The organism is Acinetobacter sp. Colony158, assembly GCF_019264745.1.
In the GTDB taxonomy this organism is placed as follows: domain Bacteria; phylum Pseudomonadota; class Gammaproteobacteria; order Pseudomonadales; family Moraxellaceae; genus Acinetobacter; species Acinetobacter ursingii.
Genome location: NZ_CP078523.1, coordinates 901,289 through 925,869, shown reverse-complemented (window position 1 = coordinate 925,869; position 24,581 = coordinate 901,289). Strand labels below are relative to the sequence as shown.

Annotated in this window: 23 protein-coding genes; 13 read left to right on the top strand and 10 right to left on the bottom strand. The window is 42.1% G+C overall.

Annotated elements, in window-relative coordinates:
- Nucleotides 1-25: 25 nt before the first annotated feature.
- Both fadA and fadB read right to left on the bottom strand, forming a co-directional pair.
- Nucleotides 26-1,198, bottom strand: a complete 1,173-nt coding sequence (gene fadA / locus JR005_RS03665; protein ID WP_218665574.1) for an acetyl-CoA C-acyltransferase FadA — start codon at nt 1,196-1,198, stop codon at nt 26-28.
- 12 nt (nt 1,199-1,210) lie between these two features.
- A complete protein-coding gene (fadB, locus tag JR005_RS03660; protein ID WP_218665573.1) occupies nt 1,211-3,364 on the bottom strand; it encodes a fatty acid oxidation complex subunit alpha FadB in 2,154 nt (717 codons plus the stop codon).
- A 494-nt stretch (nt 3,365-3,858) separates the two neighbouring features.
- Between fadB and lpxO the strand changes: the two genes are divergently transcribed.
- From lpxO to JR005_RS03625, 7 genes are all read left to right on the top strand, one after another.
- The gene (lpxO, locus tag JR005_RS03655) at nt 3,859-4,803 is read left to right on the top strand and encodes a lipid A hydroxylase LpxO (RefSeq protein WP_004991713.1); all 945 of its coding nucleotides are present in this window, start codon (nt 3,859-3,861) and stop codon (nt 4,801-4,803) included.
- 265 nt (nt 4,804-5,068) lie between these two features.
- Nucleotides 5,069-5,488 carry a PH domain-containing protein gene (locus JR005_RS03650; RefSeq protein WP_218665572.1) on the top strand — a complete coding sequence of 140 codons (420 nt, stop codon included), beginning with the start codon at nt 5,069-5,071 and terminating at the stop codon, nt 5,486-5,488.
- 122 nt (nt 5,489-5,610) lie between these two features.
- Nucleotides 5,611-7,410, top strand: a complete 1,800-nt coding sequence (gene uvrC / locus JR005_RS03645; protein WP_218665571.1) for an excinuclease ABC subunit UvrC — start codon at nt 5,611-5,613, stop codon at nt 7,408-7,410.
- Nucleotides 7,411-7,544: 134 nt separating this feature from the next.
- Nucleotides 7,545-8,339, top strand: a complete 795-nt coding sequence (locus JR005_RS03640; protein WP_218665570.1) for a thioesterase family protein — start codon at nt 7,545-7,547, stop codon at nt 8,337-8,339.
- 110 nt (nt 8,340-8,449) lie between these two features.
- Complete coding sequence (gene pgsA / locus JR005_RS03635; RefSeq protein WP_010588585.1) at nt 8,450-9,037, top strand: CDP-diacylglycerol--glycerol-3-phosphate 3-phosphatidyltransferase; 588 nt, start codon at nt 8,450-8,452, stop codon at nt 9,035-9,037.
- Nucleotides 9,038-9,156: 119 nt separating this feature from the next.
- Nucleotides 9,157-10,017 (top strand): bifunctional transcriptional activator/DNA repair enzyme AdaA, encoded by an 861-nt coding sequence (locus JR005_RS03630; RefSeq protein WP_218665790.1) that lies wholly within the window; start codon nt 9,157-9,159, stop codon nt 10,015-10,017.
- Nucleotides 10,014-10,622: an alpha-ketoglutarate-dependent dioxygenase AlkB family protein gene (locus JR005_RS03625; protein WP_151722089.1), complete on the top strand. Its 609-nt coding sequence runs from the start codon at nt 10,014-10,016 to the stop codon at nt 10,620-10,622. Before JR005_RS03630 ends, JR005_RS03625 begins: the two co-directional genes overlap by 4 nt.
- Before the next feature lie 18 nt (nt 10,623-10,640).
- Here the strand turns inward: JR005_RS03625 and JR005_RS03620 are convergent, their stop codons facing one another.
- Together JR005_RS03620 and JR005_RS03615 are read right to left on the bottom strand one after the other, a co-directional pair.
- Nucleotides 10,641-12,434 carry an ABC transporter ATP-binding protein gene (locus tag JR005_RS03620; protein ID WP_218665569.1) on the bottom strand — a complete coding sequence of 598 codons (1,794 nt, stop codon included), beginning with the start codon at nt 12,432-12,434 and terminating at the stop codon, nt 10,641-10,643.
- A 271-nt stretch (nt 12,435-12,705) separates the two neighbouring features.
- The gene (locus tag JR005_RS03615) at nt 12,706-13,500 is read right to left on the bottom strand and encodes an IclR family transcriptional regulator (protein WP_004994279.1); all 795 of its coding nucleotides are present in this window, start codon (nt 13,498-13,500) and stop codon (nt 12,706-12,708) included.
- A gap of 506 nt (nt 13,501-14,006) precedes the next feature.
- Between JR005_RS03615 and JR005_RS03610 the strand changes: the two genes are divergently transcribed.
- The 3 genes from JR005_RS03610 to JR005_RS03600 all read left to right on the top strand — a co-directional run bounded on the left by JR005_RS03610 (nt 14,007) and on the right by JR005_RS03600 (nt 17,387).
- The gene (locus tag JR005_RS03610; RefSeq protein WP_218665568.1) at nt 14,007-16,097 is read left to right on the top strand and encodes an FUSC family protein; all 2,091 of its coding nucleotides are present in this window, start codon (nt 14,007-14,009) and stop codon (nt 16,095-16,097) included.
- Nucleotides 16,090-16,296, top strand: coding sequence for a DUF1656 domain-containing protein (locus JR005_RS03605; protein ID WP_004994275.1), 207 nt, complete (start codon nt 16,090-16,092; stop codon nt 16,294-16,296). Before JR005_RS03610 ends, JR005_RS03605 begins: the two co-directional genes overlap by 8 nt.
- A 92-nt stretch (nt 16,297-16,388) precedes the next feature.
- On the top strand, nt 16,389-17,387 hold the full coding sequence (locus JR005_RS03600; protein WP_004991688.1) for an HlyD family secretion protein: 999 nt from the start codon (nt 16,389-16,391) through the stop codon (nt 17,385-17,387).
- A 57-nt stretch (nt 17,388-17,444) separates the two neighbouring features.
- Here JR005_RS03600 and ruvX read toward each other — a convergent pair whose 3' ends face one another.
- The 3 genes from ruvX to recN form a co-directional block, all read right to left on the bottom strand.
- A complete protein-coding gene (gene ruvX / locus JR005_RS03595) occupies nt 17,445-17,888 on the bottom strand; it encodes a Holliday junction resolvase RuvX (protein WP_218665567.1) in 444 nt (147 codons plus the stop codon).
- Nucleotides 17,881-18,435: a YqgE/AlgH family protein gene (locus JR005_RS03590; RefSeq protein WP_004991685.1), complete on the bottom strand. Its 555-nt coding sequence runs from the start codon at nt 18,433-18,435 to the stop codon at nt 17,881-17,883. The genes ruvX and JR005_RS03590 overlap by 8 nt, the downstream gene beginning before the upstream one ends.
- Before the next feature lie 154 nt (nt 18,436-18,589).
- Nucleotides 18,590-20,251, bottom strand: coding sequence for a DNA repair protein RecN (gene recN, locus JR005_RS03585; RefSeq protein ID WP_218665566.1), 1,662 nt, complete (start codon nt 20,249-20,251; stop codon nt 18,590-18,592).
- 507 nt (nt 20,252-20,758) lie between these two features.
- Here recN and JR005_RS03580 point away from each other — a divergent pair.
- From JR005_RS03580 to JR005_RS03570, 3 genes are all read left to right on the top strand, one after another.
- Nucleotides 20,759-21,085, top strand: a complete 327-nt coding sequence (locus tag JR005_RS03580) for a pyrimidine/purine nucleoside phosphorylase (RefSeq protein WP_004991681.1) — start codon at nt 20,759-20,761, stop codon at nt 21,083-21,085.
- 119 nt (nt 21,086-21,204) lie between these two features.
- Nucleotides 21,205-21,954, top strand: a complete 750-nt coding sequence (gene rlmB / locus JR005_RS03575; protein WP_218665565.1) for a 23S rRNA (guanosine(2251)-2'-O)-methyltransferase RlmB — start codon at nt 21,205-21,207, stop codon at nt 21,952-21,954.
- A 40-nt stretch (nt 21,955-21,994) separates the two neighbouring features.
- Nucleotides 21,995-22,918 carry a DMT family transporter gene (locus JR005_RS03570; RefSeq protein ID WP_218665564.1) on the top strand — a complete coding sequence of 308 codons (924 nt, stop codon included), beginning with the start codon at nt 21,995-21,997 and terminating at the stop codon, nt 22,916-22,918.
- Here the strand turns inward: JR005_RS03570 and coaE are convergent.
- The 3 genes from coaE to JR005_RS03555 form a co-directional block, all read right to left on the bottom strand.
- Nucleotides 22,900-23,493: a dephospho-CoA kinase gene (gene coaE, locus JR005_RS03565; RefSeq protein ID WP_218665563.1), complete on the bottom strand. Its 594-nt coding sequence runs from the start codon at nt 23,491-23,493 to the stop codon at nt 22,900-22,902. The two genes, JR005_RS03570 and coaE, sit on opposite strands and share 19 nt — an antisense overlap.
- A 2-nt stretch (nt 23,494-23,495) precedes the next feature.
- Nucleotides 23,496-24,356, bottom strand: coding sequence for a prepilin peptidase (locus JR005_RS03560; protein ID WP_218665562.1), 861 nt, complete (start codon nt 24,354-24,356; stop codon nt 23,496-23,498).
- Nucleotides 24,356-24,581 (bottom strand): type II secretion system F family protein (locus JR005_RS03555; RefSeq protein WP_218665561.1); only part of this gene is annotated, 226 nt, incomplete at its 5' end. The genes JR005_RS03560 and JR005_RS03555, both read right to left, overlap by 1 nt.

Sequence of the window (24,581 nt, the reverse complement as noted above, 5' to 3'; positions counted from 1 at the left end):
CGGGGATTTTTTATCTTAATGTCGATTAAACACGTTCGATAATGGTCGCGATACCTTGACCAAGACCGATACACATGGTCGCAAGACCAATTTGTGTATCTTGTTGTTCCATCACGTTCAACAAGGTTGTAGTGATACGCGCACCAGAACAACCCAATGGGTGACCGAGTGCAATTGCGCCACCATTCAAGTTGATGATGTCTTGTTTGTCATATACACCTAAGCCTTTCATCACTGATAAACCTTGAGCAGCAAATGCTTCGTTTAACTCGATGGTTTGAATGTCAGCCATGCTTAAACCAGCACGTTTCAATGCTTTTTGAGTGGCTGGAACTGGACCATAACCCATGATTGCAGCATCACAACCTGCAATTGCCATTGAGCGAATCACAGCACGTGGTTTTAAACCAAGTGCTTGAGCACGTTCAGCAGACATGAGCAACATGGCAGAAGCACCGTCAGAAAGTGCAGAAGAAGTCGCCGCAGTCACTGAACCACCTTTAGGATCAAACACCGGTTTCAATGCTTGGAATGCTTCAAGGTTTGCATCTGGACGAATCACTTCATCGATGTCACACAGGATTTTGAAGCCATTGGCATCGTGACCCTCTACACCCACGATTTCATTTTTGAAACGACCTTCTTGTGTTGCAGCCCAGGCACGGCGGTGAGATTCAACACCGAATTTGTCCTGTTCTTCACGGCTAATGCCATTCATACGGCCTAACATTTCAGCTGTTAAGCCCATCATGTTCGAGGCTTTGGCATAGTGTTTAGAGGCTTCTGGGTTAAGGTCGATGCCGTGCATCATCCCAACGTGGCCCATGTGCTCAACACCACCGATGATGAATACATCACCTTGGTTGGTTGCAATCTGTGCAGCAGCCGTGTGGATGGCCTGCATTGAAGAACCGCAAAGACGGTTGACGGTTTGACCGCCAGCAGTTTTTGGAATATCAGCCAATAAACCGATGTTACGAGCAATGTTCATGCCTTGCTCTAAAGTCTGGTTGACACAGCCCCAGATGACATCTTCAACTTCATTGGTATCAAACTGGTTACGAGCAACCAGTGCACGTACTAATTCAGCAGATAAACTGTCGGCACGTACATTGCGGAACATACCGTTACGCGATTTGCCCATGGCAGAACGAACGCCATCAACAATCACAACGTCACGTGGATTTAAAGTAGCCATTCACGTCGCTCCTTAACCGTAGAATTTTTTGTTGTTAGCAGCCATGTCACGCAACATTTGTGGCGCTTCATAAGCCTTACCTAAGTGTGCATATTTGTCGCAAAGCGCAACGTATTCAGCAACACCAGTCTGATCGATATAACGGCATGGGCCGCCACGGAATGGAGGGAAACCTACACCCATGATCATCGCCATATCTGCTTCAGAAGCAGTGGCAACGATATTGTCTTCTAAGCAACGAACGGTTTCGTTACAGAAAGTCAGCATCATACGGTCAATGATTTCTTGGTTATCAAACTCGCGTTTTTCACCAGTAATGAAAGGTGCAATGATTTCGTAAGCTGTTGGATCAACAGTTTTCGCTTTCTTGCCTTTCTTATCTAACACGTATTTGTAGAAACCAACGTCATTCTTTTGACCTAGGCGTTTTGCTTCGTACATCGCTTCGATCGAACCTTTGTAGTCTGGCTTCATACGGTCTGGGAAACCTTCAGCCATCACTTCTGCGCCATGAACACCCGTATCGATACCCACCACGTCGATCAAGTATGCAGGACCCATTGGCCAACCGAATTTTTCCATGACTTTATCGATTTGCTGGAAATCAGCACCATCTTTAAGTAAGAGATCAAATGCACCAAAGTAAGGGAACAACACACGGTTCACTAAGAAACCTGGGCAGTCGTTTACAACGATTGGTGTTTTACCCATTTTCTGAGCCAGCACTACAGTAGTAGCAACTGCTTCTTCAGAGGTTTGTTCACCACGAATCACTTCAACCAATGGCATCATGTGAACTGGGTTAAAGAAGTGCATACCCACAAAGTTTTCAGGACGTTTAAGCGCTTTGGCTAAACGTGTGATTGAAATGGTTGAGGTATTCGATGCAATAATCGTGTTTTCACGGACTTTAGACTCTGTGTCCGCCAAAACTGCTTCTTTGACTTTTGGATTTTCAGTTACCGCTTCGATCACGATATCGACTTCTTTAAACTCGTCATAGCTTAAAGTTGGGCGGATACGCGCTAAAGTTTCACCCATTTTTGCAGGAGTAAGCTTTTTGCGTTCTACTTGTTTGGTGAGTAAGCCATTGGCCTCTTTCATACCGAGTGCAAGTTGAGCATTACCAATATCTTTCATGATAATCGGTGTGCCTTTGCTTGCCGCTTGATAGGCAATACCGCCGCCCATGATCCCAGCGCCAAGAACCGCAGCCTGATTGACTGGGTGTGCACCTTTCTCATGTTGTTTAGAGGCTTTTTTCACGATCTGATCATTTAAGAATAGACCGATTAGTGCTTCAGCTTGTGGGGTGATCGCCGCTTTTGCAAAACCTTGCGCTTCTGCTTTTAGTGCATCATCACGACCTAAGCTTGCGCCTGCTTGTAAGGAATCAAGCATCAGTTTAGGGGCAGGGTATTGTGCAGGATTCGCTTTCGCCAAAACTGCGCCCTTCGCCGTATTAAAGGCCATCATTTGTTCAAGTGGATTTAACTTGATTGGATCAAGTTTTTCCTGACGTTTTGCTTTCCAGTCTAAACGACCCGCAAGAGCTTGTTTTACCAAGTCAATTGCCGCTTCTTGTAGCTTGTCAGCCGCAACCACAGCATCTACCGCGCCATCTTTGAGTGCAGCAGCAGGCTTTTTCGGAGCAGCCATCGCCATCCATTCAACCGCATTGTCGATACCAATCACGCGGCTTAAACGTACTGTACCGCCAAAGCCAGGGAAAATACCGAGCTTGATTTCTGGTAAACCGACTTGCGCTTGTTCTGACATCACGCGATAGTCACAGACCAGACACATTTCAAAACCACCGCCCAATGCCATACCATTAATGGCAGCGACTTTAGGGATGTTTAAATCTTCAAAACTGCTAAAAATTTCATGTACAGGCAATGACCATTCAACAATGGCTTGTTCACCTTGCGCAAAATTTTGTCCAAACTCAGTAATATCTGCACCAACGATAAATGTTGATTTTGCAGAAGTGACGATTAAGCCTTTGATTTCAGCATTGGCTTTAACCGCAGCAATTGCCGCCTGAAAATCTTCAATGGTTGCACGGTTAAATTTGTTGACTGACTCACCTTGTAAGTCAAAGCGGAATTCTGCAATTCCGTCCGAAAGCATTTGGACGGTAATGGCATTGCCAGCGTGGATCATGCCTGATCTCCTTTATTTTGGAGGACTTCTACGTTGATGTGATGAAGCGTGTATGCATTTTCTGCACACAATTATGCTCCGCTAATCTTACGATAACTATATCCAAAAACAGCATAACAAGTTGTATCAAGCCGTGACGCAAGGGTCATCTATTTTTGTTACCTGTTATTGCGCGTTTTTGTAAATAACGTTCCATAAGCATAGCTTGAGATAATGAACTTCCTGTTTCAATTCAAGTTTTTTTAATCAAACCTGTATTTTTATAATAGATTCAGTGTCAAAAAAGTAGCCCTATTTTTGTAACCATTCTGTCAAAAAGGTCAATCAAGTGAATTATTTAATTGCTAGTTTCTGGGACAAGCTAGGTTAAATTGACAAAAAATAGCTTTTTTGTCATTGCTTTTGTTAAAATCTCTTGCCGTTAGCCACTGATCAGTGGCCGATCTTGTGAGTATGATTGCTCTGAGTTTTCTATCCTTTGAAAGAGTAGCGATATGATTAAATGGATCATATTAGCGATTTTTGTGATTTCAGCTTTATATATCCAAAATCGCGGAAAAGTACGACATTCGTTTTATCGTCAATTTTTTGATCATTCTACGATATTGGCACCGATTAATTTTTTGATGTACATCTTTTCAAAAGTGCCGAATCAACCTTATATCGATACGCAGCATTTTAAAGATTTGAAAGTGCTGGATGAAAACTGGGAAATGATCCGTGATGAGGCAAAAGCCTTATATGCACAGGGTGGAATCAAGGCATCAAGTACTTATAATGACTTGGGGTTCAATTCATTTTTTAAGACAGGCTGGAAACGCTTTTATTTAAAATGGTATGACTCTGCGCATCCTTCGGCAGCTGAGTTATGTCCGAAAACAACGGCTTTATTAAAAACTTTACCCACGATTAAAGCGGCCATGTTTACTGAACTTGCGCCACATAGTCGTTTGGTGCGGCATCGTGACCCGTATGCAGGTTCATTACGCTATCATTTGGGTTTGATCACGCCGAATGATGATCGTTGCTTTATTGATGTTGATGGACAAATTTATTCATGGCGTGACGGTGAAAGTGTGGTGTTTGATGAAACCTATATTCACTATGCCGAAAACGGAACCGATGAAAACCGTATTATTTTCTTTGCCGATGTTGAACGTCCGCTGAAAACTCGTTTAATGGAAAAGTTTAATCACTGGTTTGGTAAAAATGTCATGACGGCTGCAAGCTCGCCGAATGAAACAGGCGACCAGACGGGAGGCTTAAACAAAGCCTTTGGTTATGTCTATCAAATTCGTTTAAAAGCCAAAGCCTTAAAAGCGAAAAACCGAAAATTATACTATTTCCTGAAATGGTTTTTGATGCTTGGCATTTTCTTCCTGATTTTTATTCGTCCTTATATGCCGCAGATCATTGAGTTCTTTCAAAAGATACTGTGAGATAAGCGTCCTTAAGGGCGTTTTTTATTGATCTATTTATTAGACTTCTTTCATAATTGTTTAAATCCTCTTTATTTTTCTCCCATACGGAGAAATAAAAGAAGCTTATGAAAGAAGTCTCTTGATACATCACAAATTTTTGATCGTAGAGGATCAATCATTTGCAACGCTTTGCCCTTACACGAGGTTCATGAGAAGATAAGCCCAGATTTATATATCGCATAAAATTTTAAAGATTGATTTGTTATTTATTGGGGAGTTTCGCATGCAGACCTTTCGTTCAAAAAAAGACTGGTGGATTTTGGGTTTTATCATTGCCGCAACAGGAATTTTATTGCAAATGCTTTGGAGCATGCAGCTTCGCGGAACTCTGCAAGAATATCCTGAACATGGCATTGTATATGCCTTGGTGATACTCATTATGTGGTGGCCTGTGGTAAATACTCGTTATATCGTGACTCAGGATCATGTGATTATTCATAGTATGTTTTTCAAATGGATCATTTCACGAAGTGAAATCCGGAGCATGACGCCAACCAATAATCCAGTATCTGCACCAGCTTTATCACTGGATCGAATCAAGATTGATTATCAAAAAGATGGGAAAACCAAATCTGTATTGATTTCACCAAAAAATAAACAGAAATTTATCGAAGCCTTAACGTTGGATCGTTCTCATCATTAAACCGTGAGTCTCTTTTTCTTGGTGAAAATGTTGCTCTAACAGCAAACAATCATATAAATGCTTGAAAAGAGAATGTTTGAGCACAACATACACTGATGTAGCCATAGGAAAGCCAAGACATAGTGAATTCAACCGCGCGCCCACATATTGAAAAAATTCTTGCTCACATGACCCAATTACCCGGCGTTTATAAAATGCTGGGTAAAGAGGGTGAACTCTTGTATGTAGGCAAAGCCAAGAATTTAAAAAATCGGGTGTCGAGTTATTTCATCAAAACTATTGAGCATCCGAAAACTCAGGCCTTGGTGGCGCGTATCTATAATATTGAAACACTGGTCACCCGTTCAGAAACTGAAGCCTTACTACTCGAACAAAACCTGATCAAGCTGCATCGGCCGCCGTACAATATTATGCTGCGCGATGATAAATCCTATGTTTACATTTTTGTCTCGGCAGATAAACCTTATCCACGGATTGCCAGTGGACGAGGTAAAGGCAAGCATCAAGTCGGCAAATTTTTTGGACCGTATCCGAGTGCCTATAATGCTCGGGATACTTTATTGGTGCTGCAAAAACTATTTAATGTGCGTCAGTGTGAAAATAGCTTTTTTTCACAACGTAAACGCCCCTGCCTGCAATATCAAATCAAACGCTGTACCGCACCTTGTGTGGGCTTGATTTCTCCACAGGATTATAAGGAAGATGTGGATAACTCCATCCGTTTTCTACAGGGCGATACTCGAGAACTCAATCAGGAATTAATCGCCAAAATGGAGCAGGCGGCGGAACAATTGGAGTTTGAAAAAGCAGTTTTTTACCGTGATCGTCTAGCCTTGTTACGTGAAGTTCAGGCACAGCAAGCGGTATTTAAAATGAAAGGTGAGGCCGATATTTTGGCGATTGCGCATCAGGCAGGGGTGACCTGTGTGCAGATCATGCATGTTCGTAATGGCCGCATGTTAGGGGGTAAAAGTTACTTTCCAGATATGCTCAGTGATGATCTGGGACAAATGCTGAGTGACTTTATGGCGAATTTTTATTTTCAGGTCGCCGATGAAGTTCCGAGTGAGTTAATCATTAATGTCGCATTGCCTGATACTAAAGAGTTGGAACAGGCGCTCCATACCGAATTTGAGAAGAAAGTACAGATTAAACATAAGGTACGTGAAACTCGTGCCGAGTGGTTAGAATTGGCGCAGATGAATGTGCAGCATGCCATTAAAGGGCAACTCAGTAATCATCTGGAACTGAATGAGCGTTTTCACCAATTAGAACAAGTGGTGGGACGACAGATTGACCGGATTGAATGCTTTGACATCAGCCATACCATGGGTGAAGCCCCGATTGCATCTTGCGTGGTCTTTGATCAGGGTGGAGCGCGTAAGCGTGATTATCGTCAGTTTGCGATTCAGGATATTACGGGTGGCGATGATTACGCTGCCATGCGCCAAGCCTTAACACGCCGATATAAAAAGCATTTATTGCCAGATTTACTCTTGATTGATGGGGGTAAAGGACAACTGCATATGGCGATGCAGGTGATGCAGGATTTACAACTGGATGCCTTTATGGTGGGCGTATCTAAAGGAGAAGGGCGTAAACCCGGACTAGAAACTTTACATTTTACTGATGGCACCAAAATTCAATTACCTGAAGATCATAAAGCCCTTCATCTCATTCAACAGGTGCGGGACGAAGCACATCGTTTTGCGATTACCAAACATCGCGCTAAACGTGATAAACGCCGTGCAGGTTCAGTATTAGAAGCGATTCCTGGGCTTGGACCCAAACGTCGCCGTGATTTATTGACACACTTCGGTGGAATCCAGGGCGTACTCAAAGCCTCGGAAAAAGAGCTGACTTTGGTTCCGGGGCTTGGTCCAGCAATGGCGCGAACCATTTATAAAATTTTGCATGAATAATTTTCGATTATTTTTAGCAATAACGATCCTGTTTAAGAGTGACCAAAATGCTCAATGACTTATGCGTCAATGATCATTTACATCTATAAAAAAGCATCACACTATGTGAAAGATCAATAAACTGGAAAAATAATATGTCACTTACACGGCTATTTCGTGAAATTGAACAACAGGAATGGATTGATTTACCAGAGGGTTGGTTACAGGGTCGCACGATTTTTGGCGGTCTGGCCGCAGGCGTTTTGATGCATAAAGCATTGTGCACCATTGGGGATGAAAGCAAGCGTTTACTGAGCTGTAGTATTACTTTTGTCGGGCCAGTACAAGCGGGGAAAGCACGTATAACCGCTGAAATTTTGCGTCAGGGCAAGTCAGTGACCACGCTTGAAGTACGCTTATGGCAGGAAAATGCAGTGCAAAGTATTTTGATCGCAAGTTTTGGTACAGATCGTGAGTCGAGTATTCATGTACGTCAGGAACCTATGATCCCTGCTTATCCACTCGCGGATCAGTTAGCGCCTTTACCTTTTGCTAAAATGATGCCTGAGTGTTATCAACATTTTGACCTACGCTGGGCCGAAGGGAAATTTCCAATGATGGGAAGTCCAAGTCCAGATTTTGGTGGATGGGCAAGGTTTTCACCTGAAGAGCAAGCCAATCGTAAAATGACACTGCCAGATTTTGTCACACTGACTGATATCTGGCCACCCGGTGTTTTGAGTATGTTTAAGACACTTGCACCAGCAAGTTCACTGACTTGGCACATCACGTTTATTCATTCTTTAAAAGAGCAATTACACGACTGGTTTAAATATAAAGTAGTAACTGAATATGCTGAGCATGGATATGCGACAGAACAGGCTTATGTCTGGAATGAACAAGATCAATTACTGGCGATTTGCCGTCAGACGGTTACTGTATTTGCCTAGTCGACACTGTTGGGTATTTCGTATAAAGTTGGGCGTAGAAAATATTTTGCCTTATCTGAAATGTTGCATCGCCTTGTGGCGGCAATGAGGGGACTAAACTGGCGATGTCTATGACAACAGGACGCATCCTGAATATCCCGAACATTTTAACACTTGCACGTATCGCATTGATTCCAGTTTTTTTATTGATTGCTTATTGGCCCCCTGCGATTGGGATCAATGAACATGAGGGGAGCTTTTTTAGGCATCTTATTTTGACTGCAATCTTTGTGCTCGCTGCAATTACCGACTGGTTTGATGGTTATCTGGCTCGTGCACTCAATCAAAGCTCTGCTTTTGGACGTTTTTTAGATCCCGTTGCAGATAAATTGATGGTGGCAGCAGCCCTGATTGTACTGGTGCAATGGCAACCGACTATTGCAATGGCCTTTGCTGCGATTGTGATCATTTCCCGTGAAATTACCGTGTCTGCTTTGCGTGAGTGGATGGCTGAATTAGGGGCAAGAACCAACGTTGCGGTTTCAACCGTAGGTAAATATAAAACTGCCTTTCAAATGATTGCGATTAGTGTATTTTTACTGAATTGGCAGCCGCTTGAATTACTGGCTTATGCATTGTTATATACAGCGGTGATTTTAACCTTATGGTCGATGTTTATTTATTTAAAAGCAGCTTGGCCGTATCTGAAACAGCCTTAAGCATTTAAAGCCTTTCTGATGAAAGGCTTTTTTAACGAAACATCTAATGTCGTGCAAGAATCGGGTCGTCAGGGTCGATGCTTTGATTTACAGTAAAACTGAATACAGGAGTGTTGATGATGAAAAACGTATCCTCCAGCCAGTTTACTGTGATGGCAAGCATGATTGAATATGCCTACCATCATTTTGATGACCAACCTAGTCTGGAACAAATGGCCGCAAGGGTGGGTTTAAGCCCGAGTTATGCGCAGCGCCAGTTTCAGGAATGGGTTGGCATTAGCCCAAAAAAATTTGTGCAATACTTGAGTCTGCAACGCGCCAAAGCCTTGTTGCAACAGCGCCATAGTATTTTGGAGACTGCACTGGAAACTGGGCTGTCAGGTACTGGACGTTTGCATGATTTATTTGTACATATTGAAGGGATGACACCCGGAGAATATAAACAACAAGGGCAATCTCTACGCATTATTTATTCGATAGAAGCAACGCCGTTTGGTGAGATTTTCATTGCAAGTACAAATAAAGCCATTTGTTCAATTCAGTTTTTATCAGATGCATTGACTGATTTGATAGCACTTGATGAATTACAGCAGCACTTTGCATTGGCTGAGTTTCAACAGCAATCCACTGAACTTCATCAGCAGGTTAGTGCATGGTTCCAGCATGATTTTAAGTCTAATTTGCAGCAAAAAATTCCACTACGTTTGCAGGGGACGCCTTTTCAGCTCAAAGTCTGGGAAGCACTGTTAACGATTCCAGAAGGCCAGTTGAGCAGTTATCAACAGATTGCCGAGCAAATTGGTCATCCCAAAGCGGTTCGTGCAGTGGCCAGTGCCGTCGCGCAAAATCCAATCGCGTATTTAATCCCATGCCATCGTGTGGTTCGATCTACAGGTGTGATTGGTGAATATCATTGGACTCAGGCACGTAAACTGGCACTGTTGTCGTGGGAAATGGCAAAACAGGAGCAAGCGGTATGACGCTGGACTTATTTGCTCCTGATCCACAGACCAATGTGCTGCCTTATGAGGGCGAGGTACAGGATTATGGTCTGTTCCTCAACCCTGAACAGGCTGAATTTTATTTTCATTATTTGCTTGAACATTTGCCATGGCGGCATGATGAAGCCAAACTTTATGGAAAACATTTTATTACCCCGCGTAAAGTCGCATGGTATGGCGATGCACATTATCGCTATGCTTATTCAGGGGTCATGCGTGATTCCTTGCCGTGGGATGAGCAGTTATTTTTACTCAAGCAGAGTATTGAGCAATTGCTTGGCGAGCAGTTTAATTCCTGTCTGGCTAATTTATACGAAGAAGGGACACAAGGAATGGCGTGGCATAGTGACGGTGATATGTCTTTGGCCGAGCAAACCACGATCGCCTCTTTGAGTTTAGGCGCCACTCGAAAATTTTGTTTTCGGCATATCAGTACCAAAGAAAAAATTGAAATGTTGCTGCAATCGGGTCAGCTCATTGTCATGCGGGGGGTGACTCAACAGCACTGGCAGCATGCGATTATGAAGTCACAAAAAATTTTGCAACCCCGTATCAATTTAACTTTTAGACAGTTTTTGCTTTAAATCATTGTACGAGACGTTTTAACTATGGGTTTCTTCATCTTCTAGTGTTTTGGCAATTTTGTCGATATTTAAACTTTTTGCCATCGCATCAAAGATGTCTTTATACGCCCCCATCTGTAAATACAACTGTTCGTGTTCACCATATTCCACAATTTCACCATCCTGCATCACATAGATATAATCGGCATCGATAATTTGCGACAAGCTATGGGAAATCATAATCACGGTACGACCTTGTTTAATTTGATCTAAGCTATGTTTGATTTGCTCGGTGGCAATCGCATCTAAACTCGCCGTGGGTTCATCCAGAAAAATAATCGGCGGATCTTTTAGAAACATTCGTGCCAGTGCGATACGTTGTTGTTGTCCACCTGAAAGCATCAGTGCATCCGTATCATAACCTTGTGCCAAATGACTGATTTGTTCATGAATAGAGGCTTTTTTTGCCGCAACAATCACTTCATCCAGACTGGCATCCATTTTGCCATAGCGGATATTGTCCAGAATGGAACCCTGAAAAATATGATTTTTTTGCAGTACTAAACCAATATGATCACGTAAATAGTGCGTATCGATTTGATTGAGATTGACTCCATCCAATAGAATTTCGCCTGATTCAGGTTGATAAAATTTATCGAGTAAACTAATCAACGTAGATTTTCCCGCCCCTGATAGTCCGACTAACGCCGTAATTTTATTTGGCTGTATCAGCATATTGATGTTTTTTAATGCCTGATGTCCATTTTCATAACTAAAATTGACCTGTTTAAGTTCAAATTGTCCGTGAATGATCGGCTTGAGATGACCGCTATCTTCAATTTCATCATCGGCATTTAAAATTTGAAAGAAACTTTCTGAATAAATCATGGCATCATTCACTTCATCATAAATTCGATGTAGCGAACGAATCGGGGCAGAAACATTATTGAACAATAAAATATGGTACATGATCATCCCAATACTCATTTGTCCTGCCAAAACAAAATAAGAAGTCAGGATAATAATCAGCACAATACCAATCTGTTCAAGAAAAGTTTTGACGCCATCAAATATAAAACTGGTCTGACGAGTATGCATTTGATTGTCAGTTAGATCACGCTGTAGCTTAAGTTGTTTTTCGGCTTCTATTTCTTCACGATTAAACGATTTAATCACGGTAATTGACTGGATAATGCCTAAAATGCCCTGACTCTTTTTTTCACGACCATCACGTAAACGACGTCGCCATCCCCCCAGTTTTTGTGCCTGCTTAAAGGTCAACCAGAAATAAATCGGGACAATCATTAAAGCGACTAGGCCAATCCAGAAATTGGCGTAGAACATTAGTCCTAAAGCAATAATCGCACTGGTAAATAGCGGTAAAATATCAATAAAGAAAATTTGTACCAGACGCGTTAGTGAACCAATGCCCCGATCGATACGGGTTTGTAATTTACCCGCCTGATTTTTTTCCTGATTAAAAAAAGTCAGGCGATACGTCAGAAACTTCTCAATAATGCCTTGAGCCAAATCCTGTGAAACATAAATACGTAGTTTTTCACCGTAATATTTTTGTCCAAATTGAACTAAGGCATTGAGGATTTCTTTCCCCAGTAAGATCGCTGAAATCGTGGCTAAAATCATCCAGCCTTCATTGAGTCCTTTTCCTGCTTCGACCAGTGCATTAATCCGATCAACTGCATATTGCAGAGTGAGCGCATTGACCTGAGCCGTGAGTGCGCCAATCAACGTTAAAATGAGCGTGGCGATGACCAATAGTCGATAAGGTCGTACAAAAGGGTGTAGTTGTTGAAATAGATGCCAGAAATTCATGTGGTGTTTATTGTTGTATGGCTTAGAGTCAATCTACATTAGCTTCAGTCTAAAAAGCAAAAATAAGATGTTCAAGAGGGTGTTATGTAACAAGAAAAAAGCCCATGAAATCAACATGAGCTTTTTACTCTGAGGAGGAGTGTCTTCGGATGAAAACAACTTAATTTCATGGAAAATTAAGCTTTAATGAAGAACAATTTCATTATATGAGAATTTGATCGAAATTTCAAACATCGCTGCTATGAAAAATAAATGAAATTTTCATATCGTGTTAAATCAAGCTATTGACTGGGTTTCGTTCATTTTGTGAAAGCGTCAGAAACTTATGTTCAATTTGAGCAGCATTACTTTTTAAAATTTCAATCAATTTCTCGATATGAATAAATTCAAAACGATTTTTTGAGGCCACAATGGTGAGTGCCAAAGGCGACTCTTTATTGGTGGACAGTTTAATCGGCACAGATAAACCTGAAACATTAGGATCAAGTTCGCCGTGAGATAAATAAAACCCTTGTTTTTTTATTTTTTTCATACGAGCCAGAAAACTGTCTTCATCCTGCGCAAACCCAACCTCAGCCAGTTGTGTTGCAAAACGTTGATAATAATCCTGAATTTGACGTTTTGGGAGCTGAGCAATAATCACTTTAGGTGACGAACCCATATATACCGGTCGTGGACAACCACGCCCATAGGACAGCAGGTCTGTATTGCGAAATACTTCATGATGCAAATCAATACAATAATCACGATTTAAATGGGTTAACAAACAACATAATTCGGTACGTTCTGCGATATCCTTCATAAATGGACTGCTGATTTGCACCAGTGGATCAGTGGTGCGCGAGATATAGTCCAAGACTGCAATTTTTGAACCGAGGGTGTAATCACCTGATGTACCGCTGATGCGCTGTAGAATATCGGCAGAAACCAGTTCTTTTAAATAACGATAGCTGGTCGGTTTGGACAGACCTAGCTCATCGCAAATATGATCGACATTAATCACAGGCCGTGATACCGAAAATAAATCCAGAACCGTTAAAATTTTGCCAAAGCTTGAAAGCGCCATGATTACCTACTTTGCTAAAGAACCATCAGAAACACGTGCGGAATTATCTGTTATAACAAATTGCGACACACCTTGCAGTCTAAATTAGTCGACGCTAATTAATTGATCTCATCAAAAAACAACGCTGAACCAAGCTTAAAATACAATTAATTATCATAATAAGATATTTTGTTGACTATTTTTTGTTTTTTTGCCAAAATTATCCAAATAAAATATCCAATGAAGAAGTTTTCATCAAGTCAAATGCACGCTGTGAAATTTTTTCATCCATCTGTGGTTCATCCTTAACCAATGTTTTGACTGCCTTTTACAACAACAGGTAAAAGCCGTAGTTCTAAGCGCTTGTTGAGCGATAATCTGATTATAAAATGATCTTTCTGAACTGAGTGTAAACCAACGTTTACAGCAGATTGTGGCTGTTGTGCGATTGAAAAAAAGCATGACATCGATGGATTATGCGTATAGATCAAGCACTCACTAGGGAATACTGGTTTTGAGATCAATTCATGTTATTTAAACAGATACTGGCGTTTAGACCATCGCGCATGGATTTGATTTTTGCGGTCAAAACCTTTATCGCGATGATGCTTGCTTTGTATACCGCATTTGTACTGGATTTAACTTATCCCATGTGGGCAGCAGGTACGGTGATTATCATTGCCCAGCCTTATGCAGGTATGGTCTCATCCAAAGCCTTGTATCGTCTGACTGGAACGATTCTGGGTGGTATTCTGGCGATTTTCTTTACTCCGCGTCTAATTGATATGCCCATTCTGTTTACCTGTATTTTGTCGATATGGGTAGGCGTATGTTTATATATTTCCTTGCTGGATCGTACCCCGCGAAGTTATGTGTTTATGTTGGCGGGTTATACCACGGTCATGATTGCCTGTAGCTCAATTTATAATATTGATAGCCATAGTGTGTTTGATATGGCCTTAAGTCGGGTACTGGAAATTTCTATTGCGGTGATCTGTAGTGCGATCGTTTCTGCGACCATTTTCCCTGCACACTTGGGTGCACAACTTCAGCAACGTGTTCAAAAAACGCTGGATGATACGCGTGATGTCTTTGCCAGTATTTTAACCGATCAACAGCACAGCCAGAGTTATACTCAACTTTTGGGGCATATTGCCCGCGATACGACCGATATTCATGGCCTTGCGGTGCATTTGGCCTATGAAAGTGGCGAATTGCATGGTATGACCAAGCCGATACAGGAGTTATTGCATCAACTGACTATGGTGGTTGCCAACTTGGTTTCAATGTCAGAACGTATTTTTCAATTGGATCAAATTGATCAACATTATCGTTTAGGCTTAGAGCAACTGCATCATGATGTGGTCAGTTTTTTACGTGCCCAGACTGATATCCACGAATCTGAATTGAATCAATTGCCGCCAGAGTTTGAATCCGATTTTGAACATTTATTGGTACTTAGTCAGCCACAACAAGAAATTATGCTGGATGCCTTAAAAATGGATATCCGTCATTTTATTCAAAATGTGATGGCGGTGAAGTTACTTTGGCAACTGATCAATAAAGGTGAAAAACGTATTCCAGATACGATTGCCACCATTACCACACAATATCCGAGTCTGCATCGTGATCATGGTATTGCAGTGCGTAGTTCGATTGCTGCTGCCGTTGCAACAGCAACGTCTTTTTTACTCTGGATTTATACGGGGTGGCATGCGGGGTATATGATGGCGCAATTAACTGCGGTCAGTGCCTGTATTTTGTCTACAATGGATAATCCGATTCCAGCATTAAAGACGTTTATTCGTGGTTCGGTTTACGCGGCAATCCTGACCATCATTTATGCGTTTACCATCATGCCGCAAGTTCACGCATTTTGGCAGTTAGCGGTGGTCTTGGCTCCGTTGGTGATTTATCTGGCCAGCATGTTTCCTACACCGATGTTGATGATGTTGGCATTGCCGATGCTGATTAACTTTATTATGAGTTTGAATTTGCAAAACCGCTATGCGATGGATGCGGTTATCTTGATGGATACCGCAATGGCGGGCGTGGTTGGGCCGATTATTTCTATTTTGGCGATTTATTTTATTCGTGCTATGTCGCCTGAAACCAGTGCTCGTCGTATTTTGAGTTTACATTATCGCGCCTTAAAGGAAGCGTTGTATATTCCCTATGGTTCAGCGTTTCGCATTCATTTACGCAGTATGCTGGATCGGATCGGGGTGTTAAATACCAAGCTGGTTCAGTCTGATGAGTTAAAGCATGCCATGAATCTGGCACTGATTGAAACCAGTGCGGTGGTTAATCTCAGCCGGATTGCCGAGTTAAGCCAAAATAGTAAAACTTTGCCCGAGCTAAAACAGGCATTAAAGCATTTACAACAGTTTTTGGAAGCCAGTTTTCGTGATCAGGAAAAGCATATTGCGTTGAATACGGTTTTAAAAGATAAAGTATTGGCGCAAATGGACTATATTGAAACACTGGTGCTCAATGAACCAGATATTGAAGTGAAACATCGGATTCAAATGAGTATGAATAATATTCGTAGTAGCATTTTCCATGTACAAAAAAATGACGAAGACCATCAAGCGTTAGATGGAGCTGTACATGGGTGAGTTCAATCTGTATGGCGTTTATGTGCCGACATTGCTGATTCAGGCGATTTTGGCCTATTTATTCTTCAAGCTCGTGACTTTGGTGAGCAATCGATGGATTGCTGCGGGATGGATTGGATTTCCAGGCATTTTTAATTTAAGTCTATATGTGTTGATGTTGATGCTCGTACACTGGATATTTTTGGCGATTCAGACCTAATATCTCAACCGTATCTAAAATCAACGTACGCTCTATGACGTGATTCACATCAGTTTTAACGAAAGTTTAAGGCGAAATTTAAGGTAAGCAACATGAATTCTTTTGATGCACGGAAAATTGTCCGTCCGTTGGTCACACTGGTGATCGCAATACTCGCGATTTTTGTGATTGTTCATTTGTGGAATTACTATAACTCCGCACCGTGGACACGTGATGGACGAGTTCGTGGCGATGTGATTCAGGTTTCGTCTGATGTGTCGGGTTTGGTGACCGAGGTGTTGGTACAAGATAACCAGACCGTCAAAAAAGGACAGCCCTTATTTCGAATTGATATCGCACGTCAGCAACTCGATGTCGAACAGGCACGTTCTGATCTGGCCAAAGCCAAAGCGGGGCTGGCTCAAGCAGAAGCCAATGCGATTGCAGCCAAAGCCAATCTGGAAAAATCTCGTGCCAATACGCAGTTAGCTGAAAAAAATGCAGAACGTTATTCAAACCTGATGGATGGTGCGATTTCCAAGCAGGAACAAGATCAAATGTATGCGACACGTGATCAATCCAAAGCTGAAGATGCGCAAATGACCGCCTCGATTGAACAGGCACAGGCGACCATTAAACAGCAACATGCGCTAATCGAAGTGTCTCAAAGTGCGCTCAATCTGGCATTGCTGAATTTAAAACGTTCAGAGGTGGTTGCGCCTGCGGATGGTACATTGTCCAACTTCAGCTTGCGTGTAGGCAATTATGTCAAAATTGGTGATGCAGTTGCGGCACTGGTCGATCGTGAGCAGCTTTATGTGGTGGGCTACTTTGAGGAAACCAAACTCAATCACATTCATGTGGGAGATAAAGCCACGATTCAATTGATGGGTGATTCACAAAAAATCCGTGGGCATGTACAAGGGATTGCCAGCGGGATTGAAGACCGCGAACGTTCAAGTAGTTCAACTTTACTCGCCAATGTGAATCCGACTTTTACTTGGGTACGTTTAGCGCAGCGTGTACCGGTTAAGATCGTGTTAGATGAAACACCGAAAAATGCGTTGGCATTTGTAGCGGGTCGTACAGCAACAGTGCGGATCGAAAATTAAAGTCTACATAAAAATATCGTTGACTTGAAAAATGGCTGATGTTGATCAGCCATTTTTTTAGGGTTGAATCCCTTGAGGATGATGATACCAACTCTGAATCAAAAGAGCTGCGGCTAAGCTATCTGCTGAAAGACGCTTACCACGTCCCTGATCATGATAAGCATCTAATTCATCACGTGCTTCACGTGTGGTTAGACGTTCATCCACCATCCAAGTCTCAATATTGGTTTGATGACGTAAGCGCCGTGCAAATTTACGCGCTCGAGTCGAAAGTTCGGATTCAGAATCATCCATATTTAATGGTAAGCCGACCAGAAATAGGTTCGGCTGCCATTCTTTGACAATCTTGAGCAATTGATTCCAGTCAGGAATTCCATCTTTCATGGGAAATAAGGCTAATGGATTGGCACTTTCGATCGTAGATTGACCTACAGCCATCCCCATCTTTTGCGTGCCAAAGTCAAAGGCCATAATCATTTGCATGCTTGGCATTTCAGGCATGACCAATCTCGGAAGAAAGCCATGTGCGGTCAACGCCTAGCTTTTTATAGGCAGCGTCCCAACGTGCGTCATAAGGCAAATTAAAGATCAAATCCATATCGGAATCACACACGAGCCAGTCTCCCCGTGAAATTTCATCTTCGAGCTGGTTTTTACTCCAGCTGGCATAGCCCAGTGCGATCTGGTAACGACCGACACCTTCGTTATGTGCAATCGCATCTAAAATATCTTTACTGGTCGTAATACACAGGTTTTCACCGACCGCAATTGAGGAATGCCACGTTGGCTGTCCAGTATGTAACACAAATCCAGCTTCTGGGCGTAATGGCCCGCCCTGTAGTACTTCATGAGGTTGCACATGGTCAGCATCAATATCCAGATCATTGAGTAATTCTTTGACCTGAATCCCAGACGGACGATTGATAATTAAACCCTGTGCGCCTTCTTCATCGTGACGTGCTAAATAAATTACGGTATTCGCAAAAAAATCATCGGCCATTTCTGGAGGAGCAATCAGACAACGGTGTGTCAAATATTGTTTGGTCACCTAAGCGGTTCTCCTTAAAACGTGGTCGCTTTTGTATTGATATAGGATGTTCTTATCAACATACAAGAGTAAATGGATTTCGCCAATCATTTTTCAGTGATTTATTGCAGAAAAATAATTGGCGATCAAGACAGGAGGCTGGCTTTGAAAGGATTTAACTGTGTTGGAATTTGAGCTGGCGTAATTGTTTGGCATGTTGCAGGGTCGTCTCATTAATTTCAACCCCGCCTGACATTCGGGCAAGCTCAAGCACCCGTTGAGGTTCATCAAGCTCAATAATGGTACTGCTGGCCGGATCAGTCTGCTGTTTTTTGACCAGTAAATGTTGATCAGACTGCGCCGCAACCTGAGGCTGATGGGTAATACACAGCAGTTGCACGTGCTGCGCTAAATCAGCCAGTAAGCGACCCACGACTTCAGCTGTACCACCACTGATCCCGACATCAATTTCATCAAACACCAGCGTTTCTGCTTCGGTTTTTTCAGCGTTCATCACCTGCATGACCAGCGCGATACGCGATAATTCACCACCCGAAGCAACGCGAGCCAAAGGCTGTGGAGGCATCCCCTTATTCGCAGTAAATAAAAGCTGAATAAAACTTAGACCTTCAGCATTCGGTTGTTCTAAAGGTTCAAACTTAAACTCAAAATGCGCTTCAGGCAGCGCCAGTGGTTTAACTTGTTCCGTCAGTTGTTTGGCCAATGGAATCGCAGCATCGCGGCGAATTTGATCCAGATATTGAGCTTTTTCTAAAAAGCCCTGATGTGCAATTTCGACTTGTTCGGCCAGCGTTTCTGGATCTTCAAGCTGATGTAACTTTTCTAGCTCAAGTTGCCAGTGTTCATATTCTTGTTTGAGTTCTTCAGGTTGAAGACGATATTTACGAGCCAGACGATGAAACACTTCCAAAGTTGTATTTAATTCTTCCATTCGTTCGGGATCAAAACTTTGACGATCCATAAATTGACGTAGATTGGCGGTTGCATCGTCCAACTCACTTTGTGCATTGACGATCGAATTATAAATCTCAGAAAGCTGCTCGCTACGACCCGAATGCGTTTCAATGCGTCTCAAAATAGACGCCAGTTCCTGATTAATACTCGGTTCAGCTTCATCTAGCGCATTTAAACTATAAGCACAGTCCTGCATAATATGTTCATGATGACTCAGTCGATCGAACTCCTGTTCAATTTCTTGATAATCCGTTTGAACAATCTCTTCAATTTCTTCTAATTGTAGTTGCAGTGTTTGAATGCGCTGCTGACGAGTTGCCTGAGCATCTAGTGCTGATTGATGTTGGCGAATTGTGGCTTGCCACGTTTGATAAGCCTCTTTGACCTCTTGTGCAGGCTTATAAAAATTACGATAACGATCTAACCAGTGCTTAGGGTAGGGTGGTTCAAGCAACTGTTGCTGACTATGTTGGCTATACAACTGTACCAGCAAACGACCAATTTCTTTGAGTTCCGATAAGCTGCTTGGGCGACCATTAATCCATGCTTTACTACGACCTGTGGCAAAAATGACACGGCGTAAATGAATTTCACCCGTATCCTCATCCATCTCATGTTCTTTGAGCCATTGTGATTCTGGACTTTGTGGTTGATAGCTAAAGCTTGCCGTAATATCGGCTTTTTCCGCGCCATAACGCACATAGTTGGTGTCTGTACGTTCACCTAAGCAGGCAGACAGTGCGTCGAGTAGCAAGGATTTACCCGCACCAGTTTCACCTGTTAAGACATTAAATCCCTGTTCAATATCGAGTACAAGATGATCAGCAAGTGCAAAGTTAATCAGAGTTAAATGAGTCAGCATACACGCGTCCAGAGCGTCAGTCTTTTTTGTTTAAGATAGAGAAGTTTTATCGTTGCCACAAGCTATGAACTGAATAAAAGCCATCAGTAAATCTTATGCTTGATGCAGTGTAGCAAGATTTAGACTGAATAGAAATGCCGTGTAAATTCAGTTCATATATGACAAAATTGTCATGAGAATGTCTTGTTTTCAAAGTAAAATAATCAAAACAAATTTAGATGTCAGTTTTATTAGACCGCTTGCATAAATTCTTTATTTTTCTCTCTATATGATGCAAAAATAAAAAGGGTTTAAACAAGCATGAAAGAAGTCTATTGAATGATGAACAGAACACAATAAGCAACTGACTTCATGTATGGATATAGAATAAATAAAAAAATGAGACAGGTATAAAATTTGCTTGGATAGCAGACTCTAGATAAAAGAGATTGATTAGTTATTTGCCCAGAATTAAACTACGTCAGTCATCACCCCTAATACAAATGCGGCGAAATTGGAGAGTTACGCATGAGTTCAGCTCAGTTTGATCATGTAACGGTAGTAAAAAAATCAAATGTTTATTTTGGCGGTTTGTGCATTAGCCATACGGTTCAATTTGAAGATGGAACAAAAAAGACACTTGGCGTAATTTTACCAAGTGAACAGGCCTTAACTTTTGAAACTCATGTGCCTGAACGTATGGAAATTATTTCGGGTGAATGCCGTGTCAAAATTGCCGACAGTACAGAAAGCGAATTATTTCGTGCAGGGCAGTCATTTTATGTCCCTGGCAATAGCTTATTTAAAATTGAGACAGATGATGTGCTCGATTACGTTTGCCATTTAGAAGGTTAACCTGTTTGCCTGAAAATCGGTTAAACTAGCCGCATAGATGAGTAAATCAAGAAATCCTGTGAAGTTGGCTTTACGGGATTTTTATTTTGAGTTAAATAAAGTTGAGATAGAGGTCAGGCATGGCAAAACCAGAATATTATTATGGCGTACATTCGGTTGAGTCATTGCTTGAGCTTGAGCCTGAGCGTGTTTTGACGTTATTTACCTTAAAAGGGCGGGATGACCAACGCTTACAGAAGATTCTGGAGCTGGCTGAACCTTTTGGGATTAGTGTGCAAAAAGCCAGTCGTGACAGTTTAGAAAAATTGGCAGGCATGCCGTTTCATCAAGGCGTGGTGGCAGCCGTCCGTCCACATCCCACCTTAAATGAAAAAGATCTGGATCAACTCTTGGAAGCTACGCCTGATGCATTACTTTTAGCATTAGATCAAGTCACAGATCCACATAATCTGGGTGCCTGTATTCGTACTGCCGCGGCAATGGGTGTACAAGCGGTCCTGGTTCCGCGTGATCGCTCCGCTGGTTTAACGCCAACTGCCCGAAAAGTTGCGGCAGGTGGTGCAGAAAAGGTCAAATTTATTCAGGTGACCAATCTGGCCCGGACATTAGCGCATGTCAAAGAACAGTTTTTCCTGCGCGTCATTGGGACTATGCTGGATGAAAAAGCTCTACCGATCCAGAAGTGTGATTTAACAGGTGGTGTGGTGATTGTGATGGGTGCAGAAGATACAGGACTGCGTCCTATTACTCAGTCACAATGTGATCAAACCGTTTATATTCCAATGAGCGGCAACCTGCAAAGTTTAAATGTGAGTGTAGCAACAGGTATGGCACTCTATGAAGCCAGTCGCCAACGTCATCCTGCATAAAATCATTTTAAGCTGATCTGATGTTTTAAAGAAGAACGCTATGTCTCCGCGAGCCCAAGGCTATGTTTTTATTGCCATTACAATGTGCATCTGGGGCGGTTTTACTATTTTCTCCCGTTTAAATGCACAATGGCATATCAGTGCATGGGACATTACCGCACTGCGTTTTGCCATTGCATTTGTAATTTTAATGCCGATTTTAATTTATAAAAAAGATTTGGCTTTTTTATGGACAAAAGAGTCAGTGATTTTGGCTTTAATCGGTGGCGTCGGTTATTGCCTTACGGCTTATAGTGCCTTTCTTTATGCCCCTGCGGCACATGCAGCAATCTTTTTAAATGGTTGCATTCCTTTGTGTACTGCGCTTGCAGCTTATTTACTATTCAAACAACCTTTTGATCGGCACACATGGTGGAGTGTCGGGATTATGTTAGCTGCAATTGCACTGATGAGCTATTTGATGTCACGGGATCAACAGTCTCATTTTGGTCTAGGCGATATTTTATTTGTGATGAGTGCAATCTGGTGGGGTATTTTTACGGTTTTATTGAAACAGTGGAAGCTTTCTGCATGGCATTCGATGGCGAGTGTCGCGATTTGGTCAGCTATTATTTATTTACCAATCTACCTACTATTTCTTCCTAAACATTATCATGAGGTTGAGCCATTACATTTAGCGATTCAAGGTTTATTCCATGGGGTTTTTGTGGTGATTGTTGCCACCATTACCTATGTCGCGGCGATTGAGCGTTTAGGTGCATTTAAAACAGGCAGCATCGTCACACTCGCACCTTTTATTGCCGCAGTGATTGCTGTGCCATTATTGGGTGAACCTTTAAGCCCTGCGATTGTATGTGGTCTTTTGGGGATGGGAATCGGTGCTTTACAACCGTGGCGTTGGCGTTTTAAAGATACATTGACGGTACAACTGCAACACCAAAAGGATCAGGAACGTTCTAAATAGTTCTGATGTAGCTTTGCAAGCTGTTGATATAGATGATCTAGATGCCCATCATTGATCACGATATCATCTGCGATCTTGCGCTTTTGCTCACGCGGCATTTGTGCTGCAATAATTTTTTTAATCTGTTCTGAATCTTGACCATCACGTTGGCTCGCTCGCTCGATCTGAATAGCTTCACTGGCATCAATCAGCAAAGTACGATCAGCAAGTTGATGTTGATCTGTTTCAAACAATAATGGTGAAACCAAGATCACATAAGGGCTGGTCGCATTCTGTAATTGCTGAATAATAGATTGGCGAATAGTAGGGTGAGTCATCTGTTCTAATTGATGGCGTGCAGATGGATTCTGAAAAATATGCTCTCTTAACGCTCGGCGATTTAGACTACCATCAGGACTGAGTACCCAATCACCAAAGCTGTCATGAATTTTCTTTAGCACGGGTTGCCCAATTTCAACCACTTCTCTGGCGACCACATCGGCATCCACCACAGTAATCCCTTGAGTTTCAAACCATTGACTGGCAGCGGACTTGCCACTACCAATGCCACCTGTCAAACCAAGTATGAAACTCATTATTAGCCTCCCAGATAAACTTTCATAATTTGCTCACCCCATAAAAAGGCAATCCATCCAGCAATAGCGATATAAGGACCGAAGGCAAATGGCTGATTTTCTTTACGGATTTTGAGTAAAATAATTCCAATAATCGCACCGACCAGTGAAGAAAGTAGCACAATCAGTGGAAGCATCAGAGGCCCCATCCATGCGCCGAGAGCAGCAAGTAACTTAAAATCGCCATAGCCCATCCCTTCTTTACCAGTAATTATTTTGAATAAATAATAGACAATCCACAGACATAAAAAACCAATCAGATAGCCCCAAATCGAGGCGGTTGGTGAGACATAAAGACTATAGCTATTAATCCCTAGACCTAATGCTGCTAGCGGTAGAGTAAAACGATCGGGTAACAGTTGAGTATCAAAATCAATAAATGTCAGTGCAATAAGCACCCAAGTTAAAACCAGACCAAACAGCATTTGAAGGCTAGGCCCAAAGACAGCTACGATCATCAGTGAACATAGCATCGTGAGCAGTTCAACCAAAGGATAACGGATGCTAATCGGATTTTGACAATGGCTACATCTACCTTTTAAAAATACCCAACTGAGCAATGGAATATTTTGATACCAACGAATACGGCTATGGCATTTGGGGCAGGTTGAAGGTGGTGAACTTAATGTCAGTTTATCTTGATCAATGATCGCTTGATCAGGATGTAACAACATCTGGCACTCAGTGTGCCAGTCCCGTTCCATCATTTTTGGCGTGCGATAAATCACAACATTTAAAAAACTACCAATGCACAAGCTAAAAATCCCAACTGCAAGATAAAGCGCAGTTGGGGTTTGGATAAAATAATTAAGAATTTCGGACATTAAACCACTGAACCCATCTGGAAAATTGGAAGATACATGGCGATGACCAGACCGCCGACTAGTACGCCGAGAATTGCCATGATCAAAGGTTCCATCATGGAGGTTAGTCCGTCTACAGCATTGTCGACTTCATTTTCATAATGCGTGGCAACTTTGTCGAGCATGGCATCTAGTGCACCAGATTCTTCACCAATGGCAACCATTTGAACAGCCATAGATGGAAAA